Source organism: Pontibacter korlensis, from assembly GCF_000973725.1.
Taxonomy (GTDB): Bacteria; Bacteroidota; Bacteroidia; order Cytophagales; family Hymenobacteraceae; genus Pontibacter; species Pontibacter korlensis.
Genome location: NZ_CP009621.1, coordinates 4004765 through 4026604 on the forward strand (window position 1 = coordinate 4004765; position 21840 = coordinate 4026604).

A 21840-nucleotide genomic window follows, 5' to 3' on the forward strand; every position below is an offset into this window, starting at 1 on the left:
TTTTACAGCGAAGGCTCCCTAAACTGGGAGCCTTCGCTGTTTTTATCACCTGGTAAATCTAAACTCAAGTCCTCCTTGCAAGTAAAAAAGCTCATCTTCATCTAGTTTTGATATCACGACAGTATATTCATCCTGCGTACCTTTATCAAAAATGATGATCCTTTCATTGTTACCATACTCCCAGGTTCCATCGACAAGTACATTTCCGTTATAACGGTCGGTGTAGGTTCCATCCCTTTCAAACTGAGAGGTGTATTGGGTAATATCTATCTCATATTCCTGTTCGAATTCCTCTGTTCGATCTTCGCCATTGATAAATACTGCACTACCAGTCCAGCGCTCGCCTGTCAGAAGCGATACATTAGGAGATACATCATCTTCGTCATCATCATTACATGCTGAGAATGTGAAGAGGCATACTACAGTCATGAGCATGCACCAAAGCCTGAATTGTGTATTCATGATGGTTAAGTTATAAGGTAAGCTATTAGCTATATAGTACTATCTGCACAGAAAGGTTTTATAATTAACTCTTAAAAGCTTGATAGTACAGGTTTTACTTTTCTTTCATAACCTGTACTATCAAAACAAAAGCCAACCTGATCAGGTTGGCTTTTGTTAAAAGTAGGATAAGGTGCTTTACTCGATGATGTTAAAAATACGATTCCAGCGAATTTTGCTGAACATGCTGCCTTCCGGGTTAGTAGACATCCAGATCATCACAGCTTTACCCACTACATGGTCTTCCGGCACATAGCCCCAGTAACGGGAGTCTAAAGAGTTGTGGCGGTTATCACCCATCATGAAGTAGTAGTTCTGCTTAAAGGTATACTGCGTTACTTCTTTACCATCTATGTAGAGTTTATTGTCCCGTACCTCAGCGCTTTCGTTGTGCTCATACTCCAGAATAACACGCTCATAGAAAGGTAATGATTCTGGTGTGATAGCAACTGTGGCTCCTTCTTTTGGGATATAAATAGGGCCGTAGTTATCACGGTTCCATTCTAGCTTGCTAGGTATGTGCGGGAATATACCAGCCTCTGCCTCACCAGGTACACCTTTGTACAGGATGACATCTTTAATGAAATCAAGCTTAGACATTTCTTCAGCAAGCTCTGGAGAAGCGTCAATAATGTAGCCGTTTTCGAAAAGCTGGATATCGTTCAGGTTAATGTTGCGGTCCTGGAAGAACTTCTCCGAAAGCTGCATAGTTGGTATGATCACATACTTATACTGCATCTTCTCCGGGTTCTCAATAGCCTCACCATTAATAAAAACCTGCATGTCTTTAATTTGCAGTGAATCGCCTGGCAGTCCTATTGCACGCTTAATGTAGTTCGTGCGCAGGTCAGCCGGATGCTGATCCTCAGGAGGGTAATTGAAAACCACTACATCATTACGTTGTACCTCTGTAAAACCAGGCAGGCGATAAGACTTGAGCTGGATAGCATCGGAGTAGGAGGGAATGTTGGTACCCCAGATAGTCTGATGCGTTAACGGAACCTGCAGCGGTGTCATGGGCGTGCGAGGGCCGTAGTGTAGTTTGCTTACAAACAGGAAATCCCCTACCAGTAAGGATTTCTCCATAGATGGGGTGGGGATAGTATAAGCTTCAAACGTGGCCCAGCGAATTAAGCTGGCTGCAATAACGGCAAAAAGTATCGCGTCGCCCCATTCACGGGCAAAGCTTTTCTTTTTCTTAGGTTCCTTGGTTTCGGGCTTCTTCTCCCAAAATTTTACGTTCATCTGCTAAGCTATAATTACAGGTTCAGCATGTCTTTCATGCCGTAAACGCCTTGGCGGCCCTGCAACCAGGCTGCTGCCATTACAGCACCCTCGGCAAAGCCAGCGCGGCTGTGTGCAATGTGTCCCAGTTCTATCTGGTCTACTTCGGAGCTGTAGGTAACAATATGTGTGCCTACTACATCTGGCTCACGCTCTGAAGCAATGTTTAATTTAGTTTTTTCTTCCGGATTATCGCTAACCCAACCTTCTAAATCTTTATAGCTGGCAAGTATACCTTCGGCCGTAGTAATGCCTGTTCCGCTAGGCTTGTCTACCTTCTGCAGGTGGTGCACTTCACGGATTGCTACCTGGTACTCCTGGTAGTCCTTCATTTTACTGGCTATGTACTCGTTAAAATGGAAGAACAGATTAACTCCTACACTATAGTTAGAGGCATAAAAGAAAGATCCTCCATACTGTGCACAAAGCTTTGTAGCTTCTTCAAACTTATCCAACCAACCTGTAGAGCCAGAAACAACTGGTATGCCGTGTGTCAGGCAGTAGCTAATATTGCCGAAAGCAGACTCTGGGTGAGTGAATTCGATAGCTACATCAGTATTTTCAGAGGTATAATTTTGGAGCTCCTCTGCATTGGTATGGTCTATTTTGCCAATAATCTCGTGGCCTTTGGCCAAAGCTGTCTGCTCAATGGTTTTACCCATTTTGCCGTAGCCAATCAAAAGGATTTTCATTTAGTTCGAGTGTAAAGTGTAAGGGATAGTCCGGGAGTAAAGGAGTTAGGCTGCGCATGGATTGGCACGAGGTTTGGCTGCACACGCAAAGCCAAATCTTCACCTACTTCAAAATCCTTCAGGTGTGCATGCACATACGCTTCGGCAATCTGGAGCGAATAAGCAGCCACTGAAAGTATAATAGTAAGATCGCGGTTGCGGCGCCAGAAGTCGCGGCGGTACTTCAGGTTATTAATAGCACGCTGACCTTCGGCCTCACCTAAATAAGGAAGATCTGCAAACTGATCCTTTGTGTCAGGGTTGTTATCCTGACGTATCAGCAGGGCCTCCCGGTAATCCTGATAATTGTTGTTGTTGTCGATGTAAAAGTAAGTTAATACAGCGCCAGTAGCGTAAACAATAGGTATTTTCCAGTAGGCTTTGTTGTAAAATTGCCCGGCCCCCGGAATTACAGCTGAGAAGAAGGCAGCTTTGGCAGGCTTATCCCAACGGCTCAGGAAGAAACGTTTCTCAGTGGTTGTATCAGTCGGAAGCGGCACACGCACAGAATCAGGGCCAACAGTCATTACCTGTCCCTGACTTTGCGCTGGTGCAAAGTATAAAACCAAGCCCAGCAACCATGCCATAGCGCCAAACTTCAGCCTCATTCGCCTTAGTAGTTTAGAATTTCTAAAATACGGTTAAGCTCATCTACCGATACAAAAGGTATCTTGATTTCACCTTTTCCATCATTATTAGCTTTTACCTGTATTTTGGTGCCAAACTGTGACGTGAGCTTGCTCTCTACTGTTTTCAGCTCTTCATCATATTTGCCAAACTGTAGCTTTTGCTGTGGGTCTGGCTTCTTTTTAGCATTCTGAAGGTTGCGCACCAACTCCTCTACTTTACGCACAGAAAGTTCTTTGGCTACTACCTCTTTGAATACATCCAGCTGCTGCTCTATAGTATCAATATTGATGAGCGCACGGGCATGGCCCATAGAAATCACATTATCACGAAGTGCAATCTGAATATCTGGCGGAAGTTTAAGCAAACGTAGGTAGTTTGTAACAGTGGTACGTTTCTTACCTACACGATCACCCAATTCTTCCTGCTTCAGGCTACATTCTGTAAGGAGTCGCTGATAGGAGAGGGCAATCTCTATAGCATTCAGGTTTTCACGCTGAATGTTCTCGATCAAAGCCATCTCCAGCATCTGCTGGTCATCTGCCTTTCGGATAAAGGCTGGTATAACTTTTAGGCCAGCAATCTTAGAGGCCTGGTAACGACGTTCACCAGAAATCAACTGGTAGCTGTTCGGGCCTAATTGGCGAACAGTGATAGGCTGAATGATGCCTTGTACTTTGATAGACTCTGCTAACTCTTCCAGTGCCGACTGATCAAAATGCGTACGCGGCTGGTAAGGGTTAGTCTGTATTTGGTCAATGGCTATGTCTGCGATGGTATTTACTTCGTTTAAAGTGGAAGATTCAGTTTTACCTGTGTACTTGTTGCCCTCTAAAAGAGAGCCAAGACCTCTACCGAGGCCACCTTTACGTTTCGCTGCAGAATTCTTATTATCAGACATGTACTCGTATTGTTATTTCGCCAGCACTACGCTGTTCTTCTCTGCTATCTCACGCGCCAGGTTCAGGTAGCTTAGGGCACCCTTACTCTCGGCATCATGCAGTAGGGCAGGTATACCAAAGCTTGGCGACTCGCTCAGTTTCACGTTTCTTGGTATAATGGTATCAAAAACCATCTGCTGGAAATGGGTTTTCACCTCTTCCACCACCTGATTACTTAAACGAAGACGCACATCATACATTGTAAGCAATATGCCTTCAATGGCCAATTCGGTGTTCAAGCGCGACTGTATGATCTTGATCGTGTTCAAGAGTTTCCCTAATCCTTCCAGCGCGAAGTACTCACACTGAACCGGTATCACCACTGAGTCAGCAGCAGTAAGGGAATTAACCGTTATAAGACCTAGTGAAGGGGAGCAGTCGATAATGATGTAATCATACTTCTGTTTTAAGCTGCTCAGCGCCTCACGCATTTTCTCCTCGCGGTTCGGCATGTTGATCATCTCCACCTCTGCACCCACCAGGTCGATGTGTGACGGGATGAGATCAAGAAATTCAATGCTAGGTGATTGCAGTACAATATCCTCGGCCTTCACGTCTTCTACCATGCACTCATAAATGCTGCTGGTAATGGTAGCCGGGTCAAAACCCAGACCTGAGGTAGCGTTGGCCTGCGGGTCAGCATCCACCAAAAGCGTTTTATATTCAAGGGCTGCCAGGCTAGCTGCAAGGTTAATGGCTGTAGTGGTTTTACCTACACCACCTTTCTGATTGGCAACCGCAATAATTTTTCCCATGTTATACCTATAGTTCAATAGTTTGACCTATCTCCATCAAAATAAGTTCCTTATCTGCCATTTGCGCCACTTCCTTTACTTCTTCCTTGTCTATCTGTATGTAAGGGAATGTATCAAAGTGCATTCCAATAACTGTATCTACCTGTACAAAGTCTGCCGCTATCATCGCGTCATGAATGTCCATAGTGAAATTATCACCGATAGGCAGTAGGGCGAAGTCTACATCAAACTGCTCTGGTATAAGCTTCATATCGTAAGTAAGTGCGGTATCGCCAGCGAAGTAGAATGTTTTCTCTTCGGCTTCTACCACAAAGCCTGCCGCACTACCAGCGTAAGTACCATCTGGCAAAGAGCTCGAGTGGATAGCATTTACCATCTTTACTGTTCCAAAAGGAAGCGTAACTTTCCCACCTGTGTTCATTGGGTGTAGTTTTTCGATTCCTTTCGCGCCATACCAGTTAACAATTTCGAAAGTGGCAATAATGGTGCTGTTGTTGTTCTTAGCTATCTGTTCTGCATCGTGTACATGGTCCTGATGGCCATGCGACAGCAGGATATAGTCAGCTTTGATATCGTCTACGTTGATGCTGGATGCTAACTCGTTAGGGGAGATGAAGGGATCGAACAACACACGATTTTCTCCGATTTCGAATAAAAAGCAAGACTGGCCGTAGTACGTTATTTTCATAATTTTATCGAATTTAGCTTGTATATGCCTACGCAAGATAGTTTAAACTTCTACAAAGATACATTTTTTTGGCCAATTTGTCTGTGGCTTCTATACCAGTTATCCTTTATTTATCCACATTCTAAAGGCTTTTTGGCATCTTGCTTAGCCACTTTTGGGTCTGGTCAAAGTGTGCTGGAATGATGAGCCTATTCACTATAAGCGGCAGGTGTAAGCTTCATCTCTAGAGGCAGTACTTACTTGAGTCAGGCTAAACAAGTATAAGGCGGCAGTTGTGAGATGTATATTTGTTTTTATTCTGCAATTAATCTAAAGTATAAATTTAAAGAAAGGGAGCTAACTGCTAATCATTCACAGCTCTTATAATCTTAATTATAAATCCTATAGTAAGAATTAGTCAGTACTTTTATGTAGTTGGGGAGAGTTTGGCCGCTGGTTACGCGGGTAAAGGTTGTCTACTTTTACATGCTCCTTAGGCACCTTACTCTGTTGCTCGATGAGATCTTTGTTTGACCTTTCCTCTTCCACTACACGTGCTTCTTTATTTACCTTCGGGATTTCAGCACTCGGTCATAGTTTGTTTGTTCCAAGGTACAGTAGCGTGAACAACGGTTGACTAGAAGTAAGACTCAATTTATTTCTTGAAATGTTGTTTAAAAGGAGCCAGCATGGTTTTTCTGCTTTGCTTATTCTTGCCGCTCATTCAGTAGCTGCATTACAAGCTCGTGCAACTGCTTAATTACTTGCTGCAGTTTCTCCGGGCCTTCCTGCTGATGCTTTATTCGTTTAACCTCTTTGTTGTCTTTGTAGAAAGTTAGGTAGGAGGAAGGTATATCTGTAAAAGTGGATAAGTAATTGTTTTCTAGTGATGTATGGTTTAGATCCTTAAGTGTTGCTTGTACTTCTTGTAATTGGTTCTTGGTGAGGCGAAGGCTTAGTGTGTCCTGCACGGGGACGTAGCGAAGGCCTTCATACAACACAGTACCGTCGCTGTAAAAGGTGGCGTTATAAGCTGGGCATGTGCCGTAGCATGGTGTTTTCTGAAACAGTAACAGCTCCTGTGGTGTATTGCTTCGGGCGGTGCTATTGGTGCAGCTGCTCACAAGAAATATCCATAGTAGAGGAATAGTAAGTTGTAAGAATAAGTGCAAAGGCTGATGCATGCTATACTTTATTTTTGCTGCTGTTCAAGTTTTCGAAACTTACCATTTTCAAACACATAGGCCTCTGGAGTACAGTAGTTGCATTCGTTGTAATTTACAGCCGAGTCTGGGGGATTTACGATTAGTACGCGACTGTTGGTGCTGTATTTTGCGCCCATGCTGCTCTGCACCTTATCCAGCACCTTACCGCTTTCGCGGTCTACCACAAAATGCTGCTGGCAACTGGTGCCACATCCTATACTTACCACCGTATACTTTCCGGCAAAGTTTACTCCTTCCTCAAGTCCTTGCCGAAGCATAGATCTATAAGTGCGGGCATCTTCATGGCTTTTTTCATCTAGGGGAGCTAGATTGCCTCTGTACATGTTTCCTACGCCATAATCGCCGCTATTCATGTATTGTTCTGTTGATATACGATACCGGTTATACAAGTCACTGGAATCATTATAAGGCACTGTCATTGAGTCCTCAGCAAGATCTTCGGCTAACTCGGGGTGTGTGCCGGCCAGGCCGTTATCTTTCTGAGTGTCCTGTTGGCAGCTTATTATGCTTAGCGGTACGAGTAGTAGTAAGGGTGATAGTTTGTATTTAATTCTGTCCTTCATATATAGTGTGTATACGGAAAATCTACTGCTTTAGACATAAAAAAAGCCTTTCCTAAGCAGGAAAGGCTTTTTATTAAATATGATTAGAAGATTACTTCTTTGCTTTGTTGCGCTTTTGCTGCTCCAGTTCTTGTGCCTGGCGCATTGCTTCCTGCATACGCTCTGTGAAAGAAGGACCGCCTTTTTTCTTTTTCTCTTTAATCTTGTGCTTGTTCTCTTCCAGTCTGGTTCTGATTTTAGAATCATCTACAAACTTGCGAATAGCAGCCTGCTGACCAAATGTTACAATGTTGGAAACAAAGTAGTAGAAAGAAAGACCGGCAGGGAAGGAGTTAAGTACAAACATGAAGATCACAGGCATTAAGTAGCTGTAAAACTTCATTGGCCCCTGCATCTGAGAGTTAATCTGGTTGTTTGACCAAGTATAAAGTATGGTAGATGCTGTCATCAGCAACGTAAACATACTTACGTGGCTACCATAGAAAGGAATTGTGAATGGCAATTTGGCAAACACATCATAGGTAGACAAGTCATTAGCCCATAGGAAAGCCTCCTGACGCAATTCTATCGAGTTCGGGAAGAAGTTGAACATCGCGAACAGGATAGGAATCTGCAGCAGCATTGGAATACAGCCACTCAGCGGATTCACGCCCATCTCCTGGTAAAGCTTCATGGTTTCCATCTGCGTCTTCTGCATGTCACCATCGTTACGCTCCTTGATGGCGTCAATCTCAGGCTTCAGCACTTTCATCTTCGCCATCGACAAGTATGACTTGTATGTCAGAGGGAAGAGAATGGTTTTGATGTAGAGAACCAGCAGCATGATTATGATACCGTAATTGCCGATATAGTTCTCCAGGAAGTCAAACGCAGGAATGATAAGCCATTTGTTCACGTATGAGAAGATACCCCAACCTAAATCAAGGTTCTTGTCGAAATCGTTTCCGATGTTCTTCAGGATCTTGTAATCATTCGGACCAAAGTAGTACATGAACTCACCTTTGCCAGAAAGCACATCCTGTGTCGGGATCAGTATTTGAGATGATAAGGCTTTTACAATCGTAGTGTCAGCAGGGTCAACAGAGGCTTCCATTTTTGCTCCAGCAAACTGATTTCCTGCTATGATACCTGCTGTAAAGAAGTTCTGCTTATTAGCTACCCACTTAAGAGGCTCTTGAACAGTTACTGTTTCTGTCTCTTCAGAAATAGAAAGGTAATCGTAACCATCTTCTACTGTAGCAAAGTTAATAGTGGATTTAGCGCGGTTCTGCTTCAGGTCGCGCTCCAGCTGCTTTAACTTATCATTCCATGTGAAGGTAAGAGTGTTGCCAGATACCAGCTGCTCCAAGCCTTTAAAGTCAAGCTTATAGCCCATCAGGAAGTTTTCGTTGTAGAGCGTGTACACCTGGTCGATGTACTGGCCGTTGCCTAAGCTTGCACGGAAAGTAATGGTCTTGCCTGACTTGTCTTCTGTTTTAACTTCTTTTACCTCAGAAGCAGTGAAGTAAAGGTCAGATAGCTGCACTCTCTTGCCATCGTTTGTAGCAAAAGCTACATCAGTGGTGCTGCTCTCGCTGTCGAACAACACAAGCGGCTCACCTTGGTAAGTTTTGTAATTCTTTAGCAGTACCTCTTCTACTTGTCCGCCTTTGGTATTAAAGGTAACGCGGATGTTCTCGTTCTCGAGTGTAGCAGTACTGGCCTCGCCGGTTGCGGCAGCGCCAAAAGCACCCAGAGCTGTCGCTCTGCGAGCCTGTGCCAGCGAGTCATTCTCAGCAGTTGCTGGTGCACTTTGCAGCTGCTCTACCTTGGCTGTTTCTTGTACTGCCTGCTGCTGCGGCTCTGTACTCCCGAAGAAGAACGAGTAAGCTAAAAGCAGCACAGCAATCAATCCGAAGCCAATTGCTTGATTTCTATCCATTTACTTTTTTTGAATTGTGTGTATTGCGCTTATTTAGATTTAGCAAAATTAATAGCCGCCTTCACAAACTTCACGAAGAGCGGGTGAGGGTTCAGAACGGTACTCTTTAACTCCGGATGATACTGTGCAGCCACAAACCATGGATGGTTTTGCAACTCAATCACCTCTACCAAGCCTGTGTCCGGGTTAATGCCTGTAGCATGCATACCAGCTTCCTCAAAAGCCTGTAAATACTTGTTATTGAACTCGTAACGGTGGCGGTGACGCTCCGAAATCTTTGACTTCCCGTAAATAGAATAAGCCTTAGAACCTCTTTTTAGTTCACAAGTATAAGCACCAAGACGCATTGTGCCACCCATTTGCGTGATTTGTTTTTGATCTTCCATCATATCAATCACAGGGTGTGGAGTTTCCGGATTCATCTCTGTAGAGGCAGCTCCTTCAAGGCCCAGTACGTTACGGGCAAACTCTACGGCCGCGCATTGCATACCAAGGCATATCCCCATAAAAGGAATGTTATTCTCACGAACAAAACGGATAGCCTCCAGCTTGCCTTTGAAGCCACGCTCTCCGAAGCCAGGAGCAACAAGTACTCCGTCCATGTTCTGGAGCAGGGTTGCTACGTTCTCATCGTTAACATTCTCAGACTGAAACCACTTGATGTTCACCTTGCACTCGTTGGCAGAACCAGCATGCACGAAAGACTCGATAATAGACTTATAGGCATCTGGTAACTCCACATACTTACCTACAAGAGCTATGTTTACTTCAGAAGTAGGGTTCTTTAGTTTACCCAGGAATTCCTTCCAGGTGTCAAGATTAGGATCAGCCTTATGTGTTAGTTTCAGCTTGGCAATCACGCGCTCATCCAGCTTCTCCTTGCGCATCAGCAGGGGCACGTCATAAATAGTCTCAGCGTCTATAGATTCTATAACAGAGTTTTGCTTGACATTACAGAACAGTGCAATTTTCTTGCGAAGATCTGATGGTATAGGATGCTCTGAGCGGCAAACCAAGATATCAGGTTGCACGCCGGCCTCAGAAAGGTCGCGTACAGAGTGCTGCGTAGGTTTTGTTTTTAGCTCACCGGCAGCTTTCAGGTAGGGCAGGAGCGTCAGGTGAATAACACATGTCTCATTCACGCCTAAATCCCAGCGCAGCTGACGAACAGCTTCAATAAATGGCAACGATTCAATATCGCCCACACAGCCACCTATTTCAGTAATCACGATATCGTACTCACCGGATTCACCAAGCAGCAACATACGGCGCTTAATCTCATCAGTGATATGCGGTACTACCTGCACGGTTTTGCCCAAGTAGGCGCCTTCGCGCTCCTGCGTAATTACATGGTGGTAGATTCGGCCCGTTGTAACATTGTTAGCCTGAGAGGTTGCAACATTCAGGAAGCGCTCGTAATGGCCCAGGTCGAGGTCTGTCTCAGCACCGTCCTCAGTTACGAAGCATTCGCCATGCTCATAGGGGTTTAGCGTGCCTGGGTCGATGTTGATGTAAGGGTCAAATTTTTGGATAGTTACAGAGTAGCCTCTTGCCTGAAGCAGTTTTGCAAGAGATGCGGAAATGATTCCTTTTCCCAATGAAGATGTTACGCCACCTGTAACAAAAATATATTTCGTAGCCATAAGTTAGGTTAAGTCTTATGGACTGCAAAGGTACTGGATTTATTTGATTAACCTGACATTTATGGAACAGATATGCATCATGCGTAGGAATATCTTTCTTAATATTCAAGTATGTTTTGCTGTAAAATGAGGCGTTCAACTATATTATTTGGCCTGCGCTATATTTTAGGAACCGCCAATCTGGCACACCTTTGTGCTTTGGCTTTTTGTTTGCTTTTACCGTAGCTTTATTGGCAACAGCGCTATACTCAAAGCAGTTGTTGCTCATGTATAACCTTACAAAGGATACCTTTAAAAATGACTAAAATAAGATCAACCACTGTTTGTGGTATATTCCACAATGGAGAAGTAGCACTGGGCGCAGACGGGCAGGCAACTATGGACAAGCACATCGCTAAGAGCAATGTTAAGAAGATCCGTAAGTTGCTGGATGGTAAAATTGTAACTGGCTTTGCTGGCTCTACTGCCGATGCTTTCACTTTGCTGGAAAGATTTGAGGAGAAGCTGAATGCCTACCAGAGCAATATGAAGCGTGCGGCCATAGAATTGGCGAAAGACTGGCGCAAAGATCAGTACCTGCGCAAGCTGGAAGCTATGATGGTGGTAGCTAACAAAGAAGAGTTGTTGATCATTTCAGGTACAGGAGATGTACTGGAGCCGGACAACCAGATTGCTGCCATAGGTTCCGGAAGTATGTATGCTCATGCTGCCGCTTTGGCATTAAAGAAGCACGCGCCACACTTATCGGCAGAAGAAATGGTGCGCGAAGCACTCAATATAGCTGCTGATATTTGTATCTATACTAACCACAACCTCATCATCGAAAAACCAGCTAAATAGCGCTGTACAGTAGGGTGAAGAATTGCAGGAAATTTAGCTTCTGTTATTTGAATTTTTCTTCCTGCTTTGTGTTTAGCTTCTGAACTGAAGGTTATATACCGGCTATCATTCCACCTGCATTTGTCTGGTGTTCGAACAGCTGCTGTTTATATGCCGTAAGGTATAAATCAGTAATTATTTAATAACTTGCCGAGCCGAGCTGCCAGGTTGGGCAGCTTTTAGGACAAATTGATCAACTATGCAGGTAACAGATTTTTTAAAGAAACACTACAAACATTTTAATGCGGCTTCGTTGATAGACGCTGCCGAAGGGTATAAGGCACACCTTGAGAATGGTGGTAAAATGCTGATTACGCTGGCTGGTGCTATGTCTACAGCTGAGCTTGGTATCATTCTGGCTGAGATGATCCGCCAGGACAAGGTACATGCTATATCTTGTACAGGTGCCAACCTGGAGGAGGATATCTTTAACCTGGTAGCGCACGATTTCTATGAGCGCGTGCCGCATTACCGCGAACTTTCAGCTGCCGATGAGGAGGCTCTTCTGGAGCGTCACCTGAACCGTGTAACAGATACTTGTATACCGGAAGAGGAAGCAATGCGTCGTCTGGAGCACGTAGTGCTAAAGTATTGGCAAAAAGCTGATCAGGCAGGGGAGTCTTATTTCCCGCATGAGTTCTTCTACCAAATGCTGTTAAGCGGCGACTTAGAGCAGTATTACCAGATCGACCCTAAGAACAGCTGGATGCTGGAGGCTGCCAAGAAAAATCTGCCAATCATATGCCCAGGTTGGGAAGACTCAACACTAGGTAACATCTATGCAGGTCACGTAATCAGCGGCGATATTAAGAATGTGCATACCATGAAGTCAGGCATTGAGTATATGATGTTCCTTGCTGACTATTATACTCAAACTGCCAGTGAAGAATCTACAATTGGTTTCTTCCAGATTGGTGGAGGTATAGCCGGTGACTTTCCTATATGCGTTGTGCCAATGCTGCACCAGGACCTACAGCGTACAGGTGTTCCGCTTTGGGGATATTTCGCGCAGATTTCAGATTCAACTACCAGCTATGGTTCTTATTCTGGTGCTGTGCCTAACGAGAAAATCACATGGGGTAAGCTAGGTAAGGATACTCCTAAATTTGTGATCGAATCGGATGCTACGATCGTGGCACCATTGATCTTTGCGATTGTACTTGATATGTAAGGAATCTTTCTTCCTTGATAATTGAAGCGGCTGCAGTTTATTACTGCAGCCGCTTTTACTTTATGGTTGTTTCATTAGGCTGGTACCATCATTCTTTCCTCTCGGTTCCAGTGGCGATGTTTCTTGATGGCTGCCATAAACATTTCGGCAAACTCATCGGCATCAGCATCATTACCAGCAGTTATTACACCTGTATCATCCTTAACAGATTGCGATGTTTTGTCGGCATAACGCACTCCGACAATGCCAGATTTTTCTAGCAGCCTAATTCCATCACCTGAAGTGGCTATAGTTTTGCAGTGCTTAAAGGCTTCATTTATGAAATGCAGCGCATCGCCTTCTTTCATAAGAATTTCTATACTTGCTTTGCCATCCGGTATGTAGAGTGCGTCATACATGATAGAGGCTGTTGTGATATGGCTTTTATCTACTTTTACCTCTTCACCATTGCTGGCCTTGCGCATCCCCAGAAACTTTGAAACAATTTTAACTTGTGCCCCCGCATCCATTAGCGCCTGCCTTACCTGAACCAACTCGTTACAGTCAAACCCATCCTCTAGCAGTATAGCAACTTGTCTCGTCTTAACGGTTTCGATCTTGTTGCGTTCCATACTAACTGACGGGGATTCTTTAACCGATTTCCCTTTTTTCATCATTTTAGAAGCCTCATTGTCTTTGTAGTTCCCGGTCAACTCTTGTTCAAAGTTTGTCGGCACTTCTACGCCTACTCCCTCGGCTACGCTTTTACCGAACTCTGGTGCTATCTTATGGAATTGGCCTACCATACACTCCCGCACTTCTTTAGACTGTACTTTGCCTAATTCAAAATGAGCGGCGGCTATGATATGCTTTTTCTCTGGTTCCGTCATGGAGTTCCAAAACATCGTGGCCTGGCTATAATGATCATTGAAGCTTGCACTTCGGGCGCGAACTTTATGGCCCTCTACCATCTCCATATGATGTACATACCCATTCATGTTTTCTGGTGCCATCATAGGGCAGCCACCTCCGAGGGAGTTAGGCCAGTAATTTACTTTGCCTTTGTTGATGGTTTGCCGCATAAAACCTGCTCCCTGTTGGTTGTGTACCGGACATACTGGCCTGTTTATTGGCAGTTCACCAAAATTAGAGCTATGGAAACGGTTTAGCTGGGTGTCGATATAGGAGAAGAGGCGACCCTGCAGCAGAGGGTCGTTTGTTACATCTATGCCTGGCACCAGGTTTCCGGGGTGGAAGGCTACTTGTTCTGTTTCTGCAAAGAAATTATCAGGGTTGCGGTTCAGCACCATCTTGCCAATTGGCTGCAGTGGCACCAGCTCTTCCGGAATAATCTTGGTAGGGTCCAGTAAGTCAAAATCAAACTTAAACTCGTCTTCTTCTTCCACAATCTGAACACTTAACTCAAACTCTGGATAATCACCTTTCTCAATGGCATCCCATAGATCTCGTCTTAACCAATCGGAGTCTTTGCCACCTAGCTTCTGTGCCTCATCCCACATCAAGGAATGTGCTCCCAGCAGCGAGCGCCAGTGGAGTTTTACAAAACGTGACTTGCCGGCTTCATTTATAAAACGGAAGGTGTGTACTCCAAAACCATCCATCATCCGGAAGCTTCGTGGTATAGCTCTGTCAGATAACACCCACATCAGCATGTGGTTTGTCTCTGGCATCAGCGAAGCAAAGTCCCAGAAAGTGTCATGTGCGGCTGAGGCTTGTGGTATTTCGTTGTCAGGATCTGGCTTGATGGCATGTACTAAGTCGGGAAATTTGATGGCATCCTGGATAAAGAATACCGGAATATTATTGCCTACTAAGTCGTAGTTGCCCTCTTCAGTATAGAACTTTGTAGCAAATCCTCGTACATCTCGCACTGTGTCCGCAGAACCCCTGGAGCCCACAACAGTAGAAAATCTTACAAACACAGGGGTTTTAGAATTAGGGTCTGTCAGAAATTTTGCCTTGGTATACTCTTTCATGGAGTCATTGTATGGCTGAAAGTAGCCATGTGCCCCTGAGCCTCTGGCATGAACCACACGTTCCGGAATAGACTCATGGTCCAGGTGTGTCATTTTTTCCCTGAAGTGAAAGTCTTCCATAATAGTTGGCCCACGTGAGCCTGCTTTGAGGGAGTCATCGGTGTGGTTAACCCTTACACCTTGATCAGTGGTCATGTACTGGTCCTTCGGGTCTTCCCTAAAAGATGCTAGCTGGTGGTTCTTCGTGTTCTGGTCAACTTTGCGTGAAGGATCGAACTGCTTTTCGTCCTTGTTTTCGTTTTCTTTCATAGTGGGTACTAATTAATAATGTATTACGGTGGTTTAGAGTGGGGAACAGAGACTTGATAGTAATGCACCTGTACCAACACTGTAAGTTTAGAGTAGAATGTGTGTCCTTTTGTGGTTACGTTAGTGACTTGCAAGGAGTTGAAGATTACCTTCTTTACTTTGTATTAAAACAGTATTAAAATAGAAGTATAAGAGGATAAGTCAAAAAATGAAGCTTTGCTGCAGGAGCAGTTTATTAGCTTGTACTTAAGAAAAAGCCAGATAGAAGACCTCAAACTGTTACTATATAATGCATTGCTTAGAATAAGCTACAGCTTTTATTTAGTTGATGAAAGTTGTTTTTGGCAGGTGTACTTTGGATTATAGGCATAATCCTTCAGTCGCTTTTTTTTGAGGTAAATTCCGTTAAAGTCAGAGGGGCTACAGTAAGAGTGCGTCTATAGACAAGCTAGTAGATTAACTCACGCCTCCCAAAGCGAAATTCTTCGTCTTTTAAGTAGTATTCGCCACACTTTTGAAGTATGGTTAGATTATCAAGAGTGATTTCCCAGTTAAAGTTGAACTGGCAAAGGAAGGAGAGGACAGGTCCGAGTATTGGAGGTGTTGTATCGCCGAGAGCAAGAGTAATATGGGGCAGCCACAGGTTTGTATTATAGTATACGCCCATTTCAGTGCTCATTTCAGAAACATCGCTGTGCAGCCGACCATGAAACTGGTTTAGAGGAGGCGTGCGCAATACTGGGATGTAGATGACGGGGTGCTCACCTGGAAAAATGCCTAGTCCTGTGGTGCGTATCTTGAAGTTCTGCGCTTCATAGCAGGTTAACTCCAGGTACTGCTTTAACTCTTCCATGTCAGGAATTTCAGCGGTAAGAAGTGTCAGGTGCGGGTATGGAGTGATTTTAACACCGTTCAATCCGAATTTATCTTCTAAGAGCTGAGTTAGCTCTGACACACGTTCGGAAGTCTGCTTGTCTAAAAGCGAGGTAATCGCGATCATATAGTAAAGCTTTCGGTACCAGTTTCTGCCGATGCAACTTATGCCCCGGCAATTGCATAAATTATCTAAACGGTATATTTGTCAATATTGTTTTACTCAATCAATAGCCAGTTGTTTCTACTGATTGAGTAAGGGTAGAATCTTCTGGAGAAACATTCTGCTGTATATTTGGCTATTCCATCTGGCTTATTGCATGACTATTGCCAAAAGCCTGTGTCTTATTATAGCTCATGTTAATTCTGGTGCTCAATTTAAGAAGATTTATACTTGTATTAAGGTGCACCATTTAAGGATAGCTGTTGTTTTTATCTCACAGGTAAAATTAAGTACCTTTGCCTCTTAAAGTATACCGAGTCGCATGATTTCTATCAACAACCTGAACTTTCATTTTGGCAGCCGTAGCATGTATGATGATGCTAACCTGCACATCAAACCTAAAGATAAAATTGGTCTTATAGGCCTTAATGGTACAGGTAAGTCTACACTGCTGCGCTTGATTGTGGGTGAGTATACACCAGACAGTGGAAGTATACAGATGAGTAAGGAGACAACTATTGGTTTCCTAAATCAGGATCTACTAAGCTACCAGACCCACGAAAGCATACTTTCTGTTGCCATGCAGGCCTTTAGCGAAGCTATAAGCTTGCAGGCTGAGATTGATAAGGTGCTGGTGGAGTTTGAAAATAACTTTCATGATGACCTAGTAGATAAGCTGGCGGCCTTGCAAGAGCGTTTTGAAGCATTGGGTGGCTATACAATGCAAGCCGAAGCAGAGGCGATTCTGGAAGGCTTGGGATTTACTACAGAGGAGCTTCAACAGCCGTTAGCTTCCTTCTCTGGTGGGTGGCGCATGCGTGTGATGCTCGCTAAGATTCTCTTACAGAAACCTTCGCTGCTTCTGCTCGACGAGCCTACCAACCACCTGGACTTACCTTCCATCAAATGGCTGGAGTCCTACCTGGAGCGCTATGAAGGTGCTGTAGTTATTGTATCGCACGACAGGGAGTTTTTAGATCGCACCACTAACATGACAGTGGAAGTGTCTGGTGCTAAACTGAATGTATATGCTGGTAATTATAGCTTCTATTTAGAGGAGAAGGCTATGCGTAACGAGATACAGAAAGGTGCTTATGAAAACCAGCAGGCGCAGATCCGACAGGCTGAGCGTTTTATTGAGCGCTTCAAAGCTAAGGCCACTAAAGCCAAGCAGGCACAAAGCCGCCAGAAGATGCTCGACCGCATGGAACGCATTGATGAAGTGGCACCAGAAGCCGCTAAGGTGAACTTTAGCTTTAAGTTTAATACACAGCCGGGTCGCCATATCTTACGACTTGAGCATATGAGCAAGGCCTATGGCGATAAGGTTATCTTTCGGGATACAAACGTGCATATTGAGCGTGGCGATAAGATTGCTCTGATTGGTGCAAATGGTAAGGGTAAGTCTACCTTACTGCGCATTATTGCCGGTTCAGAGCCTGTTAAGGGTAAGCGGGAGCTTGGGCATAACGTTATACTCTCATTCTATGCGCAGCACCAGCTTGAGTCGTTGAACGTGGAGAACGACATGCTGACAGAACTACAGCAGGCAGGATCCGGTAAGTCGGAAGTAGAGTTACGTTCATTACTAGGCTCTTTTCTCTTCACAGGCGATGAAGTATTCAAGAAGATTAAAGTGCTGTCTGGTGGGGAGAAGAGTCGTGTTGCCTTGGCTAAGACACTTATCTCAGAAGCAAACTTCCTGATGCTCGACGAGCCTACCAACCACCTGGATATGCAATCGGTGAATATCCTTATTCAGGCGCTTGAGCAGTATGAAGGTACTTTTGTAGTTATTTCTCACGACCGATACTTTGTGGAGAATGTAGCTACCAAGATTTGGTACATCGAAGACTATCAGTTGAAGGAGTACCCTGGTACCTATCATGAGTATGAAGCTTGGCAGGAGAAACGAGAGAAGGAAACAAAAAAAGAAATAGCTAATGCTCCTGCGGCTAAGGTAGAGAAGCAGTCTCGGGATAAAAGCGAATTTTCCCAGTTGACAAACCAGCTTAAACAAGTAAATAGGCAGGTGAATGAGGTGGAGAAAGAAGTACAGGTTCTGGAACAAAAGCTTGCGGCCCAGGAGAAGCACCTAGCAGACCCACAGGTATTCGGTGATATAGACAAGTTGCAGAAAGCAACCAAAGAGTTTGAAAGTATAAAAAATCAGCTGGATAAGAAGCAGGAAGAGTGGGAGAGCCTGATGATAGAAGCTGAAGAGCTTGAAACGAAGCTCGCTGATTAAGTAGCAATATCATTTTTAGTGTACAAAGGCAATGGTACCTGATAATAGCAGGTGCCGTTGCGGGAGTGTAATTTAAACTGTGTCATTTCCTTCTTTTCATTTACTGGCCCTGTTGGTGTACTGGTGTGAATCCCTACAGCAACAGGGCCATCTTTTGAAGTGCGTCTCACTTCAAGTCCAGCGGCATCCTGTCGCCGAACCAGGTCGAGAGCTGCTGGGCTGTCTGGCTCCAGTTGGCTAGCGGCATCACCCACTTTTTGCTGATGTTCTGATGGGATAAGTAAATCAGCTTCAGCAGGGCCATATCCGAGGGGAAGGCCCCCTTTGTCTTGGTCACCTTCCGCACCTGGCGGTGGAAGCCCTCAATGGTGTTGGTGCTATAGATCAGACGCCGGATCGGCTCGGTGTACTTAAAGTACGTGCTCAGCTTGTCCCAGTTCCGCTGCCAGCTCTCAATGACCCTCGGGTACTTCTTGCCCCACTTCTCCTCCAGCTCCAATAGTCGCAGTTCGGCCAGTTCTTTAGTCTCTGCCCGGTATACGGGCTTCAGGTCGCGCATGAACTCCTTCTGATCCTTAGAGCCCGCGTACTTGCTGCTGCTGCGGATTTGGCGGGCAATGCAACTCTGTACTTCAGCCTGAGGATAAACACTGCTGATGGCCTCGGCAAAGCCCTTGAGGTTGTCAATGCAGGCAATGAGCATGTCGGCTGCGCCTCGCTGCTGCAGGTCGGTGAGCACCGAGAGCCAGAAGGTGGCTCCCTTGCTTTCCGGTACGTACACGCCCAGCAGCTCTTTGTGACCTGGCGGTCAATGCGAGAGGATGTTGTGGACGGCTTTCGAGACGGTGCGCCCTTCCTGCCGCACCTTGTCGTGCATGGCATCCAGCCAGACAATGCAGTAGAGCGGGTCCAGCGCTCTGGCCTGCCACTCTTTTACCTGGGGCACGATCTTCTCCGTGAGGGCCGCCAGGGTGTCATGGGAGATGTCCATGTCATACATCTGCTTCAGGTGCGAAGAGATGTCCCGCAGGCTCATCCCCAGGCCGTACATGCTTGAGTATGCGGGGCTCCAGGTTCTCGGCCAGCACGGTTTCCCGCTTCTTGATGATCTGCGGCTCGAAGCTTGCCGTTGCGCCGGTTGCCCTTCGCTCGCTGCTCTTCCGACAGGTGCAGGGCCATCTCCGCATCCAGGGCGGCTTCTAAGAAGTGTTTTAATAGGGGCCAAGCGCGCCGTCTTTACCGAAGGTGGGTTTGCCGCTCCGGAACTCCTCCAGGAACTGGCGCTTGATCTTCTCCAGATCCAGCTCGTTTTTCTCTTCCATATTGACTGTGTTAAAGGTAATACTGCTAATCCTTTGACACAGTTTGTTTTACAGACTCGCCGTTGCTTTTTTGCTTTTCTTAAAGCTTATTTACTTTATTGCATCAATAGTTTCTCTGCTCTAAGATTTACAGTTTTTAACAATCAATGTGTTGATTGTTAAATTTTTTTCTGCAATTGCTTAATCTATGACTTAAGGTTTGTTCTTGTAGATGCATATACTTAGAGGGGGCAAAGTAATGGATGTGCCTCTTTCAGGTTCTTCAGGCAAAGTGACAGCCTCTGCTTTCTCCTCGATCCACTGTTCATCCTTGGAACTAAGTATAAGCTTATAGCTGCTATCAATATCTGGAAATTGGTACTGTAGTGTATGTTCGCTAAGGTTAAACAGGCAAAAGAGCTTTTGATTCTGCTGCTCACTCTGTCGCTTAAGTATGAAAGATTCTTTCCCCAGCGGTTCTGCCTGAATATTATCTTTATCAAAGTTCTGCAGTGCCGGTTCTGATTTGCGCAGGCTGATTAGTTTCTGATACCATCTTAGCAGTACCTGATGCTTTCCGCTGCTACGTTTCTGCCATTGGAGCTTAGATTTCTCAAAAGTTTTCTCATCCTGTGGGTTTGGTGGCTCGCCTTCCCACTTGTACCCTGAAAATTCCTCTTTACGACCTTTTTGTACGGCTTCGATTAATTCCTTGTCAGTATGGCTAACGAAGTATAAAAAAGGATTTTCTTCACCATACTCTTCGCCCATAAACAGCATCGGTATGTAAGGCGATAGCAGGAGTGCAGCAGCAGAAAGCTTCAAGCGCTCAAAGTCTACCAAAGTACTCATCCTTTCGCCATTGATGCGGTTGCCAATCTGATCGTGGTTTTGGGTGAAAGCCACAAAGCAATCACCCTTTACATGGCGCGAAGATGTACCAAAGGTCTTTTTCCTGAATTCAACATGCTCTCCAGTATGTACAAAGCCCTCTTTATAAGCTTTGGTTAGCTGCTCAATTTTGCCGAAATCCACGTAAAATTTCTGTCCTTTCCTGTCTAGCAGCACATAGAGGGCATGGTGGAAGTCGTCCAGCCACTGTGCATCAAATCCAAAGCCGCCGCTTTCTGCCTGTTGCACTACCCTGGGACTGTTCAGGTCACTTTCAGCAATCAGGTAAAAAGGTTTATCCATGCTTCCCACCTCCTGCCTGAATAGCTCCCATATGGATATTGCGCTCTGATCGAAGATGGTGTGAATAGCATCCAGGCGAAGTCCATCAACATGGTAGTGCTCCTGCCAAAACCTTGGGTTCTGAGAAATATAGTCTCGCACGCCGTCGCTATACTCGCCATCATAGTTAACGGCCTTTCCCCAGGGAGTTTTATACTTATCTGTAAAGTATGGCCCGTACTTTTCGAGATAATTGCCTTCTGGCCCCAAGTGATTGTACACTACGTCTAACAGTACGGCTATACCTGTGCTATGACAGGCATTGACTAGCTTCTTTAGTGCTGTAGGACCACCATAGGTATTTTGCACTGCATAAGGATATACACCATCATAGCCCCAGTTCCTGTTGCCGGGGAACTGCGCTACCGGCAATAACTCTATAGCGTTTACTCCGGTCTCTTTCAGCTCCTCCAAGCGCGGAATTATTGCTTCAAAGGTGCCTTCTGGTGTAAAGGTGCCGACATGCAGTTCATAAATTACCATTTCCGACAAGGGAATATTCTGCCAATTCCCGTCGGTCCATTCAAAACTTGAGTGGTCTACAACTTCTGATGGACCGTGTACACCCTCTGGTTGGTAACAGGATGCAGGATCGGGAAAGCCTTCTTTGCCAGTACCTGGGACAAAACGGTATCTGGCTCCTGGTTTTATGTCGGTAACTTCAACTGTAAAATACCACCAATCTTCCTGATGCATCTCTACTTCCTGCTCTTCGGGGTGCAGTAGGAGTAAAGAGACCTTTTCTTTCAGTGGAGCCCACACAGTAAAGCGGCAGCGTCCCGAACCTAAGTAGGCTGCTCCAATTGTCTTCATTGGGAGGTATATTTA

At 45.1% G+C, this 21840-nt stretch carries 17 protein-coding genes and 1 pseudogene; 3 read left to right on the forward strand and 15 right to left on the reverse strand.

Features of this window, described 5'->3' with window-relative positions; all coding sequences use genetic code 11:
• Positions 1–45 precede the first annotated feature (45 nt).
• The 11 genes from PKOR_RS17220 to PKOR_RS17270 all read right to left on the reverse strand — a co-directional run bounded on the left by PKOR_RS17220 (position 46) and on the right by PKOR_RS17270 (position 10859).
• Positions 46–462, reverse strand: coding sequence for a hypothetical protein (locus PKOR_RS17220; RefSeq protein ID WP_148561736.1), 417 nt, complete (start codon positions 460–462; stop codon positions 46–48).
• A 177-nt stretch (positions 463–639) separates the two neighbouring features.
• On the reverse strand, positions 640–1746 hold the full coding sequence (gene lepB, locus PKOR_RS17225) for a signal peptidase I (protein WP_046312378.1): 1107 nt from the start codon (positions 1744–1746) through the stop codon (positions 640–642).
• Positions 1747–1760: 14 nt separating this feature from the next.
• Positions 1761–2477 carry a 4-hydroxy-tetrahydrodipicolinate reductase gene (gene dapB, locus PKOR_RS17230; protein ID WP_046312379.1) on the reverse strand — a complete coding sequence of 239 codons (717 nt, stop codon included), beginning with the start codon at positions 2475–2477 and terminating at the stop codon, positions 1761–1763.
• Complete coding sequence (locus PKOR_RS17235; RefSeq protein WP_046312380.1) at positions 2474–3124, reverse strand: DUF5683 domain-containing protein; 651 nt, start codon at positions 3122–3124, stop codon at positions 2474–2476. The genes dapB and PKOR_RS17235 overlap by 4 nt, the downstream gene beginning before the upstream one ends.
• Positions 3125–3129: 5 nt before the next feature.
• Entirely contained in the window at positions 3130–4044 is a 915-nt protein-coding gene (locus PKOR_RS17240; RefSeq protein ID WP_046312381.1) for a ParB/RepB/Spo0J family partition protein, read from the reverse strand.
• A gap of 12 nt (positions 4045–4056) precedes the next feature.
• Positions 4057–4839, reverse strand: coding sequence for a ParA family protein (locus tag PKOR_RS17245; RefSeq protein WP_046312382.1), 783 nt, complete (start codon positions 4837–4839; stop codon positions 4057–4059).
• Positions 4840–4846: 7 nt separating this feature from the next.
• Positions 4847–5527, reverse strand: a complete 681-nt coding sequence (locus PKOR_RS17250) for a metal-dependent hydrolase (protein ID WP_046312383.1) — start codon at positions 5525–5527, stop codon at positions 4847–4849.
• Positions 5528–6213: 686 nt separating this feature from the next.
• A complete protein-coding gene (locus PKOR_RS17255) occupies positions 6214–6690 on the reverse strand; it encodes a DUF6438 domain-containing protein (RefSeq protein ID WP_046312384.1) in 477 nt (158 codons plus the stop codon).
• 8 nt (positions 6691–6698) lie between these two features.
• On the reverse strand, positions 6699–7295 hold the full coding sequence (locus PKOR_RS23640; protein ID WP_052738928.1) for a hypothetical protein: 597 nt from the start codon (positions 7293–7295) through the stop codon (positions 6699–6701).
• Positions 7296–7386: 91 nt separating this feature from the next.
• On the reverse strand, positions 7387–9216 hold the full coding sequence (gene yidC, locus PKOR_RS17265) for a membrane protein insertase YidC (RefSeq protein ID WP_046312385.1): 1830 nt from the start codon (positions 9214–9216) through the stop codon (positions 7387–7389).
• A 29-nt stretch (positions 9217–9245) separates the two neighbouring features.
• A complete protein-coding gene (locus tag PKOR_RS17270; protein ID WP_046312386.1) occupies positions 9246–10859 on the reverse strand; it encodes a CTP synthase in 1614 nt (537 codons plus the stop codon).
• 297 nt (positions 10860–11156) lie between these two features.
• Here PKOR_RS17270 and hslV point away from each other — a divergent pair, with 297 nt between their 5' ends.
• Together hslV and PKOR_RS17280 are read left to right on the forward strand one after the other, a co-directional pair.
• The gene (gene hslV, locus PKOR_RS17275) at positions 11157–11699 is read left to right on the forward strand and encodes an ATP-dependent protease subunit HslV (RefSeq protein ID WP_046312387.1); all 543 of its coding nucleotides are present in this window, start codon (positions 11157–11159) and stop codon (positions 11697–11699) included.
• Positions 11700–11937: 238 nt separating this feature from the next.
• Positions 11938–12909 carry a deoxyhypusine synthase family protein gene (locus PKOR_RS17280; RefSeq protein WP_046312388.1) on the forward strand — a complete coding sequence of 324 codons (972 nt, stop codon included), beginning with the start codon at positions 11938–11940 and terminating at the stop codon, positions 12907–12909.
• Between the two features lie 74 nt (positions 12910–12983).
• Here the strand turns inward: PKOR_RS17280 and PKOR_RS17285 are convergent, their stop codons facing one another.
• Together PKOR_RS17285 and PKOR_RS17290 are read right to left on the reverse strand one after the other, a co-directional pair.
• Positions 12984–15194 (reverse strand): catalase, encoded by a 2211-nt coding sequence (locus PKOR_RS17285; RefSeq protein WP_046312389.1) that lies wholly within the window; start codon positions 15192–15194, stop codon positions 12984–12986.
• Positions 15195–15642: 448 nt separating this feature from the next.
• Positions 15643–16194: a 2'-5' RNA ligase family protein gene (locus tag PKOR_RS17290; protein WP_046312390.1), complete on the reverse strand. Its 552-nt coding sequence runs from the start codon at positions 16192–16194 to the stop codon at positions 15643–15645.
• A 358-nt stretch (positions 16195–16552) separates the two neighbouring features.
• On the opposite strand from PKOR_RS17290, the gene PKOR_RS17295 reads away from it, so the two are divergent.
• On the forward strand, positions 16553–18478 hold the full coding sequence (locus tag PKOR_RS17295) for an ABC-F family ATP-binding cassette domain-containing protein (RefSeq protein WP_046312391.1): 1926 nt from the start codon (positions 16553–16555) through the stop codon (positions 18476–18478).
• Between the two features lie 166 nt (positions 18479–18644).
• Here PKOR_RS17295 and PKOR_RS17300 read toward each other — a convergent pair.
• Together PKOR_RS17300 and treZ are read right to left on the reverse strand one after the other, a co-directional pair.
• Positions 18645–19800: pseudogene (locus tag PKOR_RS17300) on the reverse strand (IS256 family transposase).
• A 192-nt stretch (positions 19801–19992) separates the two neighbouring features.
• A complete protein-coding gene (gene treZ, locus PKOR_RS17305; RefSeq protein WP_046312392.1) occupies positions 19993–21825 on the reverse strand; it encodes a malto-oligosyltrehalose trehalohydrolase in 1833 nt (610 codons plus the stop codon).
• Positions 21826–21840: the final 15 nt, after the last annotated feature.

Bases quoted from the DNA above. Each gene is read 5' to 3' on its own strand.
- treZ (WP_046312392.1), bottom strand. From the start codon at position 21,825: ATGAAGACAATTGGAGCAGCCTACTTAGGTTCGGGACGCTGCCGCTTT.
- PKOR_RS17250 (WP_046312383.1), bottom strand. From the start codon at position 5,527: ATGAAAATAACGTACTACGGCCAGTCTTGCTTTTTATTCGAAATCGGA.
- PKOR_RS17235 (WP_046312380.1), bottom strand. From the start codon at position 3,124: ATGAGGCTGAAGTTTGGCGCTATGGCATGGTTGCTGGGCTTGGTTTTA.
- PKOR_RS23640 (WP_052738928.1), bottom strand. From the start codon at position 7,295: ATGAAGGACAGAATTAAATACAAACTATCACCCTTACTACTACTCGTA.
- PKOR_RS17280 (WP_046312388.1), top strand. From the start codon at position 11,938: ATGCAGGTAACAGATTTTTTAAAGAAACACTACAAACATTTTAATGCG.
- PKOR_RS17285 (WP_046312389.1), bottom strand. From the start codon at position 15,194: ATGAAAGAAAACGAAAACAAGGACGAAAAGCAGTTCGATCCTTCACGC.
- dapB (WP_046312379.1), bottom strand. From the start codon at position 2,477: ATGAAAATCCTTTTGATTGGCTACGGCAAAATGGGTAAAACCATTGAG.
- PKOR_RS17240 (WP_046312381.1), bottom strand. From the start codon at position 4,044: ATGTCTGATAATAAGAATTCTGCAGCGAAACGTAAAGGTGGCCTCGGT.
- PKOR_RS17220 (WP_148561736.1), bottom strand. From the start codon at position 462: ATGAATACACAATTCAGGCTTTGGTGCATGCTCATGACTGTAGTATGC.
- PKOR_RS17290 (WP_046312390.1), bottom strand. From the start codon at position 16,194: ATGATCGCGATTACCTCGCTTTTAGACAAGCAGACTTCCGAACGTGTG.
- hslV (WP_046312387.1), top strand. From the start codon at position 11,157: ATGACTAAAATAAGATCAACCACTGTTTGTGGTATATTCCACAATGGA.
- PKOR_RS17270 (WP_046312386.1), bottom strand. From the start codon at position 10,859: ATGGCTACGAAATATATTTTTGTTACAGGTGGCGTAACATCTTCATTG.
- lepB (WP_046312378.1), bottom strand. From the start codon at position 1,746: ATGAACGTAAAATTTTGGGAGAAGAAGCCCGAAACCAAGGAACCTAAG.
- PKOR_RS17245 (WP_046312382.1), bottom strand. From the start codon at position 4,839: ATGGGAAAAATTATTGCGGTTGCCAATCAGAAAGGTGGTGTAGGTAAA.
- yidC (WP_046312385.1), bottom strand. From the start codon at position 9,216: ATGGATAGAAATCAAGCAATTGGCTTCGGATTGATTGCTGTGCTGCTT.
- PKOR_RS17255 (WP_046312384.1), bottom strand. From the start codon at position 6,690: ATGCATCAGCCTTTGCACTTATTCTTACAACTTACTATTCCTCTACTA.
- PKOR_RS17295 (WP_046312391.1), top strand. From the start codon at position 16,553: ATGATTTCTATCAACAACCTGAACTTTCATTTTGGCAGCCGTAGCATG.